The 13,304-nt window shown below is 63.2% G+C and carries 13 protein-coding genes; 8 read left to right on the forward strand and 5 right to left on the reverse strand.

The window, feature by feature from the left end:
- The first annotated feature begins 9 nt into the window (after nt 1-9).
- The 3 genes from DEIPE_RS16430 to DEIPE_RS16440 all read left to right on the forward strand — a co-directional run bounded on the left by DEIPE_RS16430 (nt 10) and on the right by DEIPE_RS16440 (nt 2,255).
- Nucleotides 10-795 (forward strand): ATPase, encoded by a 786-nt coding sequence (locus DEIPE_RS16430; RefSeq protein ID WP_245557551.1) that lies wholly within the window; start codon nt 10-12, stop codon nt 793-795.
- A 40-nt stretch (nt 796-835) separates the two neighbouring features.
- A complete protein-coding gene (locus tag DEIPE_RS16435; protein WP_015237100.1) occupies nt 836-1,921 on the forward strand; it encodes an enolase C-terminal domain-like protein in 1,086 nt (361 codons plus the stop codon).
- A 73-nt stretch (nt 1,922-1,994) separates the two neighbouring features.
- Nucleotides 1,995-2,255: a hypothetical protein gene (locus DEIPE_RS16440; RefSeq protein ID WP_015237101.1), complete on the forward strand. Its 261-nt coding sequence runs from the start codon at nt 1,995-1,997 to the stop codon at nt 2,253-2,255.
- Between the two features lie 114 nt (nt 2,256-2,369).
- Here DEIPE_RS16440 and acnA read toward each other — a convergent pair whose 3' ends face one another.
- Together acnA and DEIPE_RS16450 are read right to left on the reverse strand one after the other, a co-directional pair.
- The gene (gene acnA / locus DEIPE_RS16445; protein WP_015237102.1) at nt 2,370-5,093 is read right to left on the reverse strand and encodes an aconitate hydratase AcnA; all 2,724 of its coding nucleotides are present in this window, start codon (nt 5,091-5,093) and stop codon (nt 2,370-2,372) included.
- A gap of 428 nt (nt 5,094-5,521) precedes the next feature.
- Nucleotides 5,522-5,992, reverse strand: coding sequence for a hypothetical protein (locus DEIPE_RS16450; RefSeq protein ID WP_015237104.1), 471 nt, complete (start codon nt 5,990-5,992; stop codon nt 5,522-5,524).
- Nucleotides 5,993-6,165: 173 nt separating this feature from the next.
- Between DEIPE_RS16450 and DEIPE_RS25035 the strand changes: the two genes are divergently transcribed.
- From DEIPE_RS25035 to DEIPE_RS25045, 3 genes are read left to right on the forward strand one after another with little or no spacing between them, the layout of a single operon-like run.
- Nucleotides 6,166-6,387, forward strand: a complete 222-nt coding sequence (locus tag DEIPE_RS25035) for a hypothetical protein (protein WP_015237105.1) — start codon at nt 6,166-6,168, stop codon at nt 6,385-6,387.
- Nucleotides 6,388-6,428: 41 nt separating this feature from the next.
- Entirely contained in the window at nt 6,429-6,785 is a 357-nt protein-coding gene (locus tag DEIPE_RS25040) for an acyl-CoA dehydrogenase family protein (RefSeq protein WP_245557552.1), read from the forward strand.
- Nucleotides 6,712-6,876, forward strand: coding sequence for an acyl-CoA dehydrogenase family protein (locus DEIPE_RS25045; protein WP_083865839.1), 165 nt, complete (start codon nt 6,712-6,714; stop codon nt 6,874-6,876). The genes DEIPE_RS25040 and DEIPE_RS25045 overlap by 74 nt, the downstream gene beginning before the upstream one ends.
- Nucleotides 6,877-6,910: 34 nt before the next feature.
- Here DEIPE_RS25045 and DEIPE_RS16460 read toward each other — a convergent pair whose 3' ends face one another.
- Complete coding sequence (locus tag DEIPE_RS16460; protein ID WP_083865840.1) at nt 6,911-8,704, reverse strand: VanW family protein; 1,794 nt, start codon at nt 8,702-8,704, stop codon at nt 6,911-6,913.
- A gap of 188 nt (nt 8,705-8,892) precedes the next feature.
- Between DEIPE_RS16460 and DEIPE_RS16465 the strand changes: the two genes are divergently transcribed.
- Entirely contained in the window at nt 8,893-10,077 is a 1,185-nt protein-coding gene (locus DEIPE_RS16465; protein WP_015237107.1) for an acyl-CoA dehydrogenase family protein, read from the forward strand.
- 141 nt (nt 10,078-10,218) lie between these two features.
- Here the strand turns inward: DEIPE_RS16465 and DEIPE_RS16470 are convergent, their stop codons facing one another.
- Nucleotides 10,219-10,908 (reverse strand): Crp/Fnr family transcriptional regulator, encoded by a 690-nt coding sequence (locus DEIPE_RS16470; protein ID WP_041230953.1) that lies wholly within the window; start codon nt 10,906-10,908, stop codon nt 10,219-10,221.
- A 150-nt stretch (nt 10,909-11,058) separates the two neighbouring features.
- Between DEIPE_RS16470 and DEIPE_RS16475 the strand changes: the two genes are divergently transcribed.
- Nucleotides 11,059-11,724, forward strand: a complete 666-nt coding sequence (locus tag DEIPE_RS16475; protein WP_015237109.1) for an ABC transporter ATP-binding protein — start codon at nt 11,059-11,061, stop codon at nt 11,722-11,724.
- Between the two features lie 187 nt (nt 11,725-11,911).
- Here DEIPE_RS16475 and DEIPE_RS16480 read toward each other — a convergent pair whose 3' ends face one another.
- Nucleotides 11,912-13,066 (reverse strand): S-layer homology domain-containing protein, encoded by a 1,155-nt coding sequence (locus DEIPE_RS16480; RefSeq protein WP_015237110.1) that lies wholly within the window; start codon nt 13,064-13,066, stop codon nt 11,912-11,914.
- Nucleotides 13,067-13,304 lie beyond the last annotated feature (238 nt).

Genomic DNA, 13,304 nt, shown 5'->3' on the forward strand with positions numbered 1-13,304 from the left:
CTGATCGTCGTGAGTGTTGAGCGAATGCCAGGCATGAAGCCGTGGACGAATGGATTGCCGGAAACATTCCAGCCGCTGCCGGGCCTGCCGCTGCTGGTACTGGTCGGGGTCACCGGCGTGGGCAAGAGTACCACCTTGAGTTCTCTGGAACAGTTGGGTGTGCGGTTTTCGGTGCTGCCCAACCGCCGCGAGGTGACGGATGCCGTGATGATCGAACCGCTGGCGGGCAGTCCGGTGAGCGACCGTGAGGAGCGCTTTCGCTTGACGGCGAGGTACCGCGAGACGCACCCGGGGGGCATGGCACAGGCACTGGCCTCACTTGCGGTGGACTTGAATCACTGGACGTCCCCGCTGCTGTTTGACGGCTTGCGTGGCCTGGATGAAGTGAGGTACGCCACCGAGCACCTGCCCCTGGCGCGCTTCGTGGTGCTGGGCGCACCCGATATGGTGCGGGTGCGCCGACTGCTGGGGCGCGCGGATCACTTCGATCGGGTAGTCACCACGGGAGAGGAGGCCGGCGGGCAAAGGTTGCTTGCGCAGTTGCGGGCGCTGGAGGGAGTGCGTGAAGTCTTCGAGGAAGACGCGCTCGAGCAGCTGGCTGCGCTGCCCGGTGAGGGAATCGACCGTGCAGACGTGTTGGGGAAGGTCCGGATCGTGGTGAGCGAGCGTCGTCATTACGACCCCCGGTCAGCCCAGGAATGGCTGGAACACTTGCCGCCACGGCGCGCACTGATTCTCGATACGGCGGCTTTTTCCGCTACAGACGTGGCTCGGCGCATTCAGGAGTGGTTGTGAGGGACCTGACCGTGGGTCTGTGTATTGCGCGAGGATTGGCGTGACCGTCATCGAGCAGATCGAGGCGATTCCTTACCGCCTGCCGCTGCTTGGCATGCTGGCCTGGGGAAAGCACAGCCGTCTGGACGCCGCCGAGCACGTACTGGTACGCGTGCACGTGCGCGGTGGTGCGGTGGGTGAAGCTGAGGCGCCCCCCAGACCGACCATTTACGGAGAAACGGTTGCGAGCATTCAGGCGATACTGGGACACCTGAAAGAAGCTTTGATCGGCCTGGACATCCGCGATGAGGAGGCCATCGCCAGCGTGCTGGGCAGCGTGGCCAACAACCACACGGCGCGCGGCGCCCTCGACATGGCCTGCTGGGACGCGCGGGCACAGGTAAGCGGCACGACCCTGTTCGACCGGCTGCTGGGCCCTCAGCGGCGGCTGCGCGTGTCCTACATTCTCGGCATCAGCGACCGGCAGGTCATGCTGGACGAAGCGCGCCGTGTCGTCGAGGCGGGCGTGCGCGTCCTGAAAGTCAAGGTTGGTCGTGATCACCACAAGGACCTGGCGGTCATCGGCGCACTGGCGCACGAGTTTGAGGGAGCCGGAGTTGATCTTTACGCCGACAGCAACGAAACCCTCACTCCCAAACTGGCCCGGGAAGCGTTGCGTGCCATGCGGGAGGCAGGCCTGCTGTACGTCGAGGAGCCGCTGCCGGTACGCTCGCTCCGTGCCCGCGCGTCGTTAAAGAAGTTCGGCGAGTTGCCGGTGATCGCGGACGACTCCTGCTTTTCACTGCCCGATCTGGAACGGGAGCTGGACTTTGATACCTTCGATATCCTGAACATCAAGACGGCGCGAACAGGTTTCACCGAGAGCCTGCGTATGCTGGCGCTCGCGCGTCGTCATGGCAAGGGCGTGATGGTCGGCTCACAGGCCTCGACGTCGCTGGGAACAGTGCATGCGGCGCTGATGTCTAGTCAGCAAGGTGTGACCCATCCGTGCGAGCTGAGCTTTTTTTTGAAGCTCCCAGAGGACATCGTGGGCGAGCATATCGTGCTGCACGAAGGAGAGCTTTGGGTTGACGAGTTGCGGACAATCCGGGTGGATGCGCAGCGCCTTCATCGATGGAAAATATGAGAACATCATGTGGAAGGGCTCTGGAAAACTTCATTCGACTTGGTTATCGTGAAGCCAGTTAAGGAGCAGCCGCATGATGGAAATCGAAATGTTCAACACCCTCTTCGGTCCTTTGGTGTTTGCCATGTCAGTCGGAACCTGGGGATTTTTCAACCGTCCCGAGAAGCGTCCTGCCCTGCTGCAAGCCCTGGTGCTGATGTTCGTCGTGGGTGCCGTCGTCTTTACCTACTATCCCTCTTCCGCGCTGTTCCAACTGATGGCCCTCGACGGCTTTGTCGTCACGGTGCTGTACGCCCTGTACCTGCGTTCAAGCGTCACCAGCCAGAAAGCCTGATCACCCGTCGAAACTGGGGGCCTGGACTGCAGTCCAGGCCCCCTTGCTGTGGACACCCTTTCCAACAAAGGGCCGACCTCATCTGAGGTCGGCCCTTTTGGTTGGATCCGGAGTTCAGGCCTGGACTTTGCGCTCGTTTTTGTGCAGCTGCATCAGCACCGTCTGCAGGATGCCACCGTTGCGGTAGTAATCGATCTCAACGGGAGCGTCGATGCGGCACTTCACCGTCAGCTCGCGCGCGTTGCCTTCGCTGTCCGTCACACGGACCGTGACGTTCTGGCGGGGCTTGAGGTTTTCGGGCAGCTCAATGACGTACGTCTCGTCACCCTTGAGCCCCAGGGTGTCCGCATTCTCACCTGCCGCGAATTGCAGCGGCAAGACGCCCATGCCGACCAAGTTGCTGCGGTGAATGCGCTCGAAGCTCTCGGCGATCACGGCCTTGACCCCCAGCAGGAAGGTACCTTTGGCAGCCCAGTCACGGCTAGATCCCATGCCATAATCCTTACCCGCGATGATCACCAGGGGGATCCCGGCGGCCTTGTACTGCTCGCTGGCTTCGAAAATGGTGGTGACTTCACCGCTCAGGTAGTTGGTGGTAAAGCCCCCCTCGGTGCCCGGCGCCAGCTGGTTCTTGAGACGGATGTTGGCAAAGGTGCCTCGCGTCATGATGCGGTCGTTGCCGCGACGTGACCCGTAGCTGTTGAAATCGCGCTGTTGCACGCCACGTTCGAGCAGGAACTTTCCGGCGGGGGTATTGGCACCGAAACTGCCGGCAGGGGAGATGTGGTCGGTGGTGACACTGTCCCCCACCTTCACCAGCACTCGGGCCCCCTCGATGCTCGTGATCGGCTGAATCTCACCGCCCAGATTATCGAAGAACGGCGGGTTCTGGATGTAGGTGCTGTCCTCGTTCCACTCGTAGAGCTCACCGCCGGAGACCGGAATCTCGTTCCAGGCTGCGTTGCTCTGTTCGATTCCATCGTAGACCCGTTTGAACATTTCGGCGTTGATGGCGCGGTCCATGATCTCCTGAATCTCGGCGTTGGTGGGCCAGATGTCACGCAGGTACACCGGACTGCCGTCGCTGCCGACTCCGAGCGGCTCGGAGGCGAGGTCCATGTCCACGCGTCCTGCCAGGGCGTAGACCACCACCAGCGGCGGCGAGGCCAGGTAATTGGCCTTGATGTAGGGATTGATGCGCCCTTCGAAGTTGCGGTTGCCCGACAGCACCGACGCCGCCACCAGATTGGCCTCCACGATGGGCTTGACGACTTCTTCGGGCAGCGGACCGGAGTTGCCGATACAGGTCATACAGCCGTACCCGACCGTCTGAAAGCCGATCTGATCGAGATACGGCTGGAGGCCCGCCTCGGTGAGGTACTCTGTCACGACGCGCGAACCGGGTGCCAGGCTGGTCTTGACGTGAGGCTTGCTCTGCAGACCACGCTCCACGGCCTTCTTGGCCACCAGGCCCGCGGCGATCAGCACGCTGGGATTGCTGGTGTTGGTGCACGAGGTGATCGAGGCCAGCACCACCGCGCCGTGCCCAATCTCGCTTTCACCTCGTTCGTTCACCACCATACCGGTCGATTTCAGTTCGTCCTCTGTCAGCTCGAAACCACGGTTCTTGACCGGCGCGACCAGCGCGTCCTTGAACACCCGTTTCATGTCGGAGAGGCTGACGCGGTCCTGGGGACGTTTGGGCCCGGCAAGACTGGGTACGACGGTGCTGAGGTCGAGTTCGATGGTGCTGGAGAAGACCGGGTCAGGAGTCTCGTCGGTGCGGAACAAGCCCTGGGCCTTGGTGTAGCGCTCAACAAGTTCGATTTCGGTCTCAAGGCGACCGGTCCGGCGCAGGTAACGCAGGCTCTCGTCGTCCACGGGAAAGAAGCCCATCGTCGCGCCGTACTCGGGCGCCATGTTGGCAATGGTGGCACGGTCGGGCAGGGTCATGTTGGACAGGCCCGGTCCGTAGAATTCCACGAACTTGCCTACCACGTTGTTGGCACGCAGAATCTCGGTGACGCGCAGCGCCAGGTCGGTGGCGGTGGCTCCTTCGGGCAGCGTGCCGGTCACCTTGAAGCCCACGACTTCGGGCACCAGCATGTAGATCGGCTGGCCAAGCATCACCGCCTCGGCTTCGATGCCGCCCACCCCCCAGCCCACGATGCCCAGGCCATTGATCATGGTGGTGTGGCTGTCGGTGCCGACCAGCGAATCGGGGTAGGCGACGTAACCGTCGTCCTCCGGGCGGGTCATGACGCCCTTGGCAAGGTACTCCAGGTTCACCTGGTGAACGATGCCGCTCGCGGGAGGGACCACGCCGAAGTTGTCAAAGGCCTGCTGTCCCCAGCGCAGAAACTCGTAGCGCTCGCGGTTACGTTCGAATTCGATGGCCATGTTGTTCGCCAGCGCGAACTCGGTGCCGAACTCGTCGACCTGGACGCTGTGGTCGATGACCAGATCCACTGGAATCAATGGATTGATCTTCTTCGGGTCGCCTCCCAGCTTTACCATCGCGGTGCGCATGGCTGCCAGATCGACCACGGCGGGTACGCCCGTAAAATCCTGCAGAATCACCCGGGCGGTTTTGAAGGGTACCTCGGCGTTCATGTCGACGCCCTCGGTTCCCCACTGCGCCAGATTGCGAACGTCATCTTCCGTGACGTCGTAGTTGTTGGCTTCGCGCAGTACGCTTTCCAGCAGCACCTTGATGCTGAACGGCAACTGGTCGACGTTGAAACCGAGCTCGTTGAGCTTGTTCAGGCGGTAGAAGTACAGCTTGCCATCCGCGCGCTCCATCAGGACTTCACGCGCACCAAACAGGTTCTGTGCCATTGAGAGTCACTCCTTTTGGGGTCAGAGCCCCTTGAACGTTCACAGTGTAGCTCGCTGTACAGAGGCCGTTGTGCCCTGCATTGTCACTGGTTCCGTGACAGTCGAGTGACGTCGGAGGGCAGAATTCGCTTTTGCTCGCAAACTAATAACGAGGCTTCGCTCAATGGACACATGTCTGCGCCGAGCCAGCCGAACATGAGACAAGTTCCGTCTCAGGAGGTCGGCATGACCGATGGACAGGCAAACAACCGACAGTACGAGCAGAACGTCGAACAGGAGCGTGTGCAGATAATCCCAACTGGGACGCGGCGAACCAGCTGCCTGACCGCGACAGGAAAGAGTACTGGAACGAGGAGGCCGGGGAATAACGACATTCCCACCGGGGGTGCTCCGGGCGTTCAGGGTTCCTGAGGGCGGGAACGGCCAGATCAGGTCAGGCCGCAGGCCCGGTCGAGCATCACGCGCAGCTCGTCACGCCCGAAGCGGCGCGGCGTGAACCTGATGCCCAGCGCGTCCGCTTCTTTCGCCCGGTAAAGCAATTCCGGCTTCAGGATCAGATCGCGGGTGCGGGTGAAGGCCAGCGTAAGGCCGATCTGCAGGTCATAGCGCTCGCTGAGCATCTCCTGCAGCGGGCGCGGGTCGCCGGCAGCCAGGGCGAGCAGCTCCACGCCCGGAATGAAATCGTCCTCGATCTCTGCCCTGGCCTTGTCGAGGTCAACCAGGCCGCCCGCACCTGGCAGGGTGTAGCCCTCAATGCGCCGCCGGCAGGTATGCTCGTGATCGCCGCGCACCTGTGCCAGTTGGCGCCCTGTACGCTCGGCACCGTCGAGATAGGACCAGAAGCGCCGCAGGGAACTGTAGCTTTCAAGCAGCAGGTATCCCGCGGGCTTGTACTCCATGGGCACTGTAGGACGCACGGCTACGAGAGTAGCGGCTTGGGACGTGGGAACACTGCGCACGAGCGCACCGAGTGTGCTTTCCTGCCCCCAAGCCCGTTCTCAGACAGGGTTTACCCGGCATTCAGTCCGTTGTTCTTTCAGAAGCCCCGCGCTGCTCGAGGTATGACAGCGCCATGACCCAGACGCCCGCAGATCTGATGAAGGTGCTCGGTCGCCTTGACCTCGTCAAGCTCGGGCGAGTGGCGCAGCGCGTGGACCTGGCCGCCCTGCTCGACGCCGCTTCGCGGCTCGACGACCGGCAGCTGGAGCAGCTCACGAAGCTGCTCCAGGAAGCGGCAAGCAAAAAGCACTTCCCGCTCCTGACGGTGACTTTTTCAGTATCGGCGCCAGGCTGACCGAACGCCAGCGGGAAATTCTGCGGCGAGTGCGGCGCTTCATGGAAGACGAGGTACGTCCACTGCCCAACGAGTACTGGAGCCGTGACACTTTTCCACGGGATCTGATCGGCAAGTTCCGGCAACTCGACCTGATTCGCAAGATCTGCACTGAAACCGGCGAACGCCATCCAGATGCCAGTGTGCTTGAGGGTTCGCCACCATGGAGATGGCGCGGGTGGATGCGTCCCAGACGAAGTGTCTGCGCCTTTCGCAGCTGCAGGACGCCGGTGAGATGCGAGACGAGCAGCCAAGGTCTTCACGGCCGCCCGCTATCGCGAGACGGTGGCTTTTGCCCGCGAAGTGCATGGTGGCAACGGCATACTGCTCGATCACGAAGTCGCCCGCTTTTTGTATGACACCGAGGCTATCCACAGTTACGAGGGCACCAACGAAATCAATACCCTCGTGGTCGGGCGGGCCATCACCGGCCTGAGCGCCTTCGTCTGAGGCCTGGACGCCTGGCTCTGGCGGCAGACCTCGCTCAGCTTTGACCGGTAGGTTTGCTGGAAACAGGAGGTTTGGTCGTGTTCCAAGGGGGTGGCGGAGTGGCGACGGGCGCCTGGCCGACCTCGTACACCGCGCGCCAGGGCTTGTAGGTGGTGCTGAGTTTCTCGGTGTGCTGTCCGCCGGCGTCGGTGATGGTCCGCGTGATGTAGAGGTTGTAGCCGTCGGCCGCCCAGTCGACCTGCCTTCGTTGACCGGCAGCCAGGTGTGGATTCACCACATACTGCGGGGCGGGCGCGGGAGTTCGTGACAGAATCACGGCCGGACCGACGCTCACTTTCCGCTGCTGAGCTACACCATAGAGCCGCACGACCAGCTGGCCTTTTTGCGGATCGTTGAAGGCCCGGATGAGCAGCGGCCCTCCTGTGTCGTTTTTCATGCGCAGATCGAGGCCGGGATCGTAGACGGCAGCTTCGAAGCCGACCTGGGGGTTGTACCAGCCGACCCGGTATGCGTGCTGGTGACGCTCCACCACTGGCAGGCCGGCCGAGTAGAGTGCCCGGAAGGCCGTCGTGGACACCTGGCACACACCACCCCCCACACCCTCGACGGTACGTCCGCCCGCAATGACCAGAGCGCTCGCGTAGCCTGAATCGGCGTTGATGCGCCCGATGGCGCTCAGAAAGGAAAAGTCCTCGCCGGGGGCAACCACGTAGCCGCTGAGTTTTCGTGCGGCCACGTTGACGTTGGTAACCCGCTGCGCCGAGGAACCCAGATACCCGCTGCGGCCTTCGCCGATCACCGAGAGCTTGGCAGGATCGGGGAGCCCGTCCACGGTGAGCGAGGGCAGGACCGTTTCCGAAGGCAGGGTCAGGTTTTGCACCTCGGGTCGCATGACTGCCTGACGCAACATGGCGGCCGCACTCTTGGCGGACACCAGACCCGTCTGTTCTTTCTGGGGGACAAGCCGGCCGTGCTGAGGAACGAAGCGTGCGTCCAGGGCCGGTTGCCCGACCTGCCGACTGGTACGGTCGACGGCCTCAGCGATGGTTTTATGGTCCAGTTCGATGCCGTGAGGACGTACCCAGTACAGGTTGGCCACCTGGGTCGGCGTGAGCTGCAGCTGACGTGAGGAACCCACGAGCTTCAGGCTGAGCGGGCGCATCAGCCGGTTTCCTTCGCCCACCACGACCTGCGCCTCGTCACTCGTGAACGATGCATGGCGGACGGTGAACGGGACCGTCAGTTCAAATTGTTGCGGGTGCCCCAAGAAATCGTTGGTGGCCTGCTGGGTATCGAAAATGACGCCGCTCCGGTCGGCGCGCCAGGCGTAGCGCCGCGCCGACGAATCGAAATAGATCTCGGCATCCTGGGGCGCGCGCTGAAATGGTCCGGTCAGCGCGTCGAGCTTGCTCTTGGCGAGGGTGGGGTCAATTTGCACGACCAGCCGTCCCTCGGAAGGACCACGTCCGCTGAGCCGCGCGACGGTCCGGTTAAGGACACTGCCAAGGCCTGCCTGCAGCTCACGTACGGTGGCCGCGGCGTCCACGCGCCAGCCCAGCTGGGCGCCGTCCACGAGCCAGCTCTGGTCGCCGGCCCGTACGGTGACCTGTGGCGCGCGGAGTTCCGCGGCTTCAAGACGCAGTTGAGCTTCGTGCGGCGTCAACCCGCTGAGGACGACGCCCGCAACGGTGGTACCGTCGGGCAGTCCGGCTTCATCGCGGGTGGCCACGGTCAGGCTCAGTGCCGTGGTGGTCAGCAAGGCGACACCGAGCCACACGAGAGGTCGTCGTGATGGGGTGGAAGACGGCGCAGCGGGGGGGCCCTTCATCGCCTCCACTGTAGCGCGCCGGTTCTGAGGCCATGCTGAACTTTTGGAATCAAGGCGGCCAAACGGTGCTTTCTGCCACACTAACGGTTGTTTGTTAGGGACGCTGTGCGATAGCATGAAACGAACGTTCGTCTGCCCACGTGACCGAAGCGACGAACTTTTCGGTTTGACCATCTTCGAGGTACTGCATGACCTATGATCCGACGCCCGACCAACGAGTGATTCTCGATGCCCTCAAAAGCTTTCTGCGCAACCGGGTTGCCCCCGGTGCCGCCGAGCGGGACCAGACCGGCGAATTTCCGCTTGAATTGACCCGTGAATTGGGAGAGCTGGGTGTGATGGGGGCCCAGACGCCCGAGGAGTACGGTGGCGCTGGGCTCGACACCGCCACTTTTGCCATGATCATCGAGGAGATTGCGGCAGTGGACGGCAGCCTGTGTCTGACGGTCGCATCGCACAACTCGCTGTGCCAGGGGCATATCCTCATTGCCGGCACAGAAGAGCAAAAGCGCCGATTCCTGCCTGACCTCGCCAGCGCCCGCAAACTCGGCGCCTGGGGTTTGACCGAACCGGGCAGCGGCAGCGACTCGGGCGGTCTCGGGACCCGTGCGGTCCTGCAGGACGACGGCTCCTGGATTCTCAACGGCAGCAAGAACTTCATCACCCAGGGCAGTGTGGGTGGCACCTATGTCATTCTCGCGCGCACTGATGCCCCCCGCCCGGGACGCAGCAAGAACGACGGCATCAGCGCCTTCGTATTCAACCGTGACGAGGTTCAGGGATTTTCGATCGGCCGCACCGAGGACAAACTGGGCTTGCGCTCCAGCGATACCGCGCAGCTGATCTTCGAGGATGTGCGGCTGGACGCGGGCGCGTTGCTCGGTCAGCGCGGAGGAGCCTTCAAGGACGTGATGCGCGTACTGGACGGTGGTCGGATCGGTATCGGCGCGATGGGCCTGGGCCTGGGGCGCGCTGCCTTCGAATTCGCCGCCCGGTACGCCGTCGAACGCGAGCAGTTCGGGCAACCGATCGCGCACAATCAGGGCATCGGCTTCAAGCTGGCCGACATGGACACCCAGCTCGAAGCGGCGCGTCTGCTGCTGCGTAAGGCGGCCGACCTCAAGGATCAGGGGCGTGATTTTACGGTGAGTGCCGCGCGCGCCAAGCTGTTCGCATCTGAAGTGGGCGTCAAGGCCTGCGATGAGGCGATTCAGATTCTGGGCGGGTACGGTTACATCAAGGAATATCCGGTCGAGCGTTTCTGGCGTGATAACCGCCTGACCCGCATCGGCGAGGGTACGAGCGAAGTGCAGAGGCTGATCATCTCCCGCCACATCATCGGTCGCTACGCCCAGCAAAACGTCACAGCCTGAGCGACAATTCACGCCAACGACGAGAAGAGAAGGCCTGATCATTCGGGCCTTCTCTCTTTTGTTTGAACTACCAAAGGTGTCCGGTCTCGACGCAGCGCCAGGCGCACCTCTCGGCGGGCGGCCGCGTGGGAGTGAAGGCGCTCAGTCCTCGTCGAGACCGTAGCCGAGTCTCTCCAGGCGTTCGAGGTCCAGCACCTGAATATGCCCGTTGGCGTTGCGCACCAGTTTGTCGCGCTCGAGCTTTTTGAGCACGCGCGACACCGTCTCGCGCGAGGCCGAGAGGCGCAGCATCAAATCATTTTGCAGCAGTGGCAGTTCCCGTGCGTTCGCTTCGCCCGCAGCGGCGCGTTGCCGGTAAAGGTTCACGAAGAGGTGCGCCATCGAAGCCTCGGTGCTGATTCCCAATGCGATCAGTTCGTCGTTCAGCGAGGCGACGCGGTCTGCCAGGATTTTGGCGAGGTTGAGCAGCACTTTGGGAAAGCGGGTCAAAAGCTGCTCGAATTCGTTGCGGTGCAGCATCAGGGCGTGCACCTCAGTGTCAGCGACCACGCTGGCGCTGCGCTCACTGGTCGACAGTACCGCGATTTCGCCGAACACGGCCGGAGCGTACATAAAGCCCAACACGCGCTCGCGACCGCCTAAACTGACCCGCACGACGCGCGCCCGACCCTGGGTGATCAGAAACAACGCTTCTCCCTGGGCCTCTTGGGAAACCAGCACTTCACCGCAGGCAAAAGAGCGCTCGACCACCGCCTCCTCGGCCATACGAATGGCGGTTTCGGGGACGTTATGAAAGAGCGGAGACCCCAGCAGATCTTGGCGTTGCGGCATCCTGCCCATGGTACACGCCCGACGAGGCGCCCGTCCAAACGCACGCGGCCACCACAGCGCTCTTTCCGGAGCGTGGGGGCGAAGTCGTGCGCGCACGACACCATCAGGCTACCTCCAGTGCATTACTATCCCAGGGTGACCAGCGCACTGATGGCCCTTGACCTTCGGCACCAGTTTGGCGACGTGCGGATTCTTCACGGAGTCAGCCTGACCGTGCAGCCCGGCGAAGTGGTGGCGGTTGCCGGGCCGTCGGGCAGCGGAAAGTCCACGCTGCTGCACCTGATCGCCGGGCTCGATCAACCGACCGGAGGCGAAATTCACTGGGACGGTCAGCGAATCGACCACCTCAGTGGCGAGGTTCGCGCGGGATTGCGCGCGCGTCGTCTGGGGCTGGTGTTTCAACATCATTACCTGCTCGACGATCTGAGCGTGCTCGAAAATGTGGCACTGCCTGCGCTGGTGCTGGGCGGCGACGGGCGCGCACGGGCGCGCGCGCTGCTCGCACAGGTCGGACTCGCTCACCGTGAGCAGCAGCGGCCGGGCACGCTGTCGGGAGGCGAACGCCAGCGGGCTGCGTTGGCCCGCGCCTTGCTGACGCGCCCTGCGCTGCTGCTCGCCGATGAGCCGACCGGCAGCCTCGACCGCGCCAACGCGGTGGCAGTGGCCGAACTGCTGGTGAGGCTGGCGCGTTCCGAACGGGCCGGGGTGCTGCTGGTGACCCACGACGAAAATTTGGCGGCCCGCGCTGACCGGGTGCTGCACCTGCTCGACGGCCGCATCGAGGAACAGGTGCGCGAGACTGTTTTCCCCATCTGAGGGTCGGTCCGGACTGTTTGGGCGCAAAGGCAAGCCGGGCCCAATTAATTTGCGGCGTGCTTGGGGTGAACGCTGCTCAGCGAGGGTCGCAAGCGCGCAGCGTTTGGGTGCTTCCAGGGATACTTTCCAGGAAGGAAGGCGCCTGGCATTGCCAGGCGCCTTCCTTCCTGCGTACTTAGAACAGGGCTTAGAAGAAGAACTTCAAGCCGGCTTTGGCACCGATGCCGAAGCCGGGCATCGAAGCGCTGCCCATGTTGCTGAAGTAGTAGCGGGGGTTGACTTCCGCGAAGACCGCCAGCGTGTCCGTGAAACGGAAATCGGCTCCGAAGAAGCTGTTGGCGTAGTAGTCCAGTACGCTGGCACCGCTGCCGTCGGTGGCAGCAGAATACGTCGCGCCAGCGCCGAGCCCCACGTAGGGTTCGAGTGTGCCGGAAGCCAGGTCGAGTTTCAGGCTGGCCGCGCCGTCAATGGCGCCGGTACCGGGAGCAAAGCCGACGTCAAGGCGACCACCGAAACGGCCGAACAGGTTCGAGGTGCCCAGCGTGACGTTGTAGCCGAGCGTGCTGAAGCTGAACGGTGAACCGAAGGCGTAATTGCCGCTGATCCCCACAAAGGTGTTCGGTGAGGTGATGATCGGTGCGGCGCCGCTGCCAACCACGACGGTCGTGCCTTGCCCGGGGACCACGGCCACGCCCGTGTTGGAAGCGGGCGGGGTCGACGGAGCGGGCGCCGGTTGCGCGGCGCGCTGCTCGAGCGCCGCAATGCGCTGCTCCAGCGCAGTGGTGTTTCCGGCAGGAGCGGGCGCAGGCGCGGGCGTTGCGGCCTGTCGCTGCAGCGTCTGGATGGCTTGCTCCAGCGCTGCAATGCGCTGCTCCAGCGCGGCGGTGTTGCCGGTGGTCGCAGCGCTGCCCGCGCGCTGGACCTGTTGCTCCAGTGCCTGCAGGCGGGCCTGCTGTTGCGCGTTGGCTGCTTCGAGATCGTTCAGGCGCGCAGTGACCGAGGCCAGCTCGGCGGCCACTTCGGCCATGCCTTGGGCGACGGTACCCTGGTCCTGCGGAGTCATGCTGGAAAGCTGACCGCTCTGCAGCAGGCGGAAGAAAATCAGGGCTGCCTGGTAGCGGGTCAGGTTTTCGTTGCCGCGGAACGTACCGTCGGGGAATCCCTGAATGAGGCCGCGTTGCGTGATCAGCTCCACCGCTTCCCGAGCCCAGTGCCCGGCGGGAACGTCGCTGAACGAAGCCGGCGCCTGCGTGGTCGTCTGGGTGGTGTTGGTCTGAGCTGCTGCGGCGCCAAGGCCGAGCGCGACCGTGAGGGCCGAGACCAGAAGTACTGGCTTGCGCATGTCGATCTCCTTCTCAATGTCGGTACGAATTTACAACGAGGTGCATGACGACAGGCCACGCACGGCTCACTGCATGGAACCACCGTAAGAAGACGACATGAGCATCTTATGAAGAGAACGGCAGCTCATCCTTGAGGAACTCGCCGCACTGTAAAGGAACCGGTCAGGTATGAGCTGGGATTTTCACAACGGCCAAGACGTTCGGGGACGCTGCTTTACCGCGTGTCCACCGAATGCT

Source organism: Deinococcus peraridilitoris DSM 19664 (assembly GCF_000317835.1).
Lineage (GTDB): Bacteria > Deinococcota > Deinococci > Deinococcales > Deinococcaceae > Deinococcus_A > Deinococcus_A peraridilitoris.

Excerpts from the sequence above, each read along its gene's own strand:
- acnA (WP_015237102.1), bottom strand. The coding sequence starts at position 5,093 with ATGGCACAGAACCTGTTTGGTGCGCGTGAAGTCCTGATGGAGCGCGCG.
- DEIPE_RS16470 (WP_041230953.1), bottom strand. The coding sequence starts at position 10,908 with ATGCCGCAACGCCAAGATCTGCTGGGGTCTCCGCTCTTTCATAACGTC.
- DEIPE_RS16475 (WP_015237109.1), top strand. The coding sequence starts at position 11,059 with ATGGCCCTTGACCTTCGGCACCAGTTTGGCGACGTGCGGATTCTTCAC.
- DEIPE_RS16480 (WP_015237110.1), bottom strand. The coding sequence starts at position 13,066 with ATGCGCAAGCCAGTACTTCTGGTCTCGGCCCTCACGGTCGCGCTCGGC.
- DEIPE_RS25035 (WP_015237105.1), top strand. The coding sequence starts at position 6,166 with ATGACCCAGACGCCCGCAGATCTGATGAAGGTGCTCGGTCGCCTTGAC.
- DEIPE_RS25040 (WP_245557552.1), top strand. The coding sequence starts at position 6,429 with ATGGAAGACGAGGTACGTCCACTGCCCAACGAGTACTGGAGCCGTGAC.
- DEIPE_RS16440 (WP_015237101.1), top strand. The coding sequence starts at position 1,995 with ATGATGGAAATCGAAATGTTCAACACCCTCTTCGGTCCTTTGGTGTTT.
- DEIPE_RS16450 (WP_015237104.1), bottom strand. The coding sequence starts at position 5,992 with ATGGAGTACAAGCCCGCGGGATACCTGCTGCTTGAAAGCTACAGTTCC.
- DEIPE_RS16465 (WP_015237107.1), top strand. The coding sequence starts at position 8,893 with ATGACCTATGATCCGACGCCCGACCAACGAGTGATTCTCGATGCCCTC.
- DEIPE_RS16460 (WP_083865840.1), bottom strand. The coding sequence starts at position 8,704 with ATGAAGGGCCCCCCCGCTGCGCCGTCTTCCACCCCATCACGACGACCT.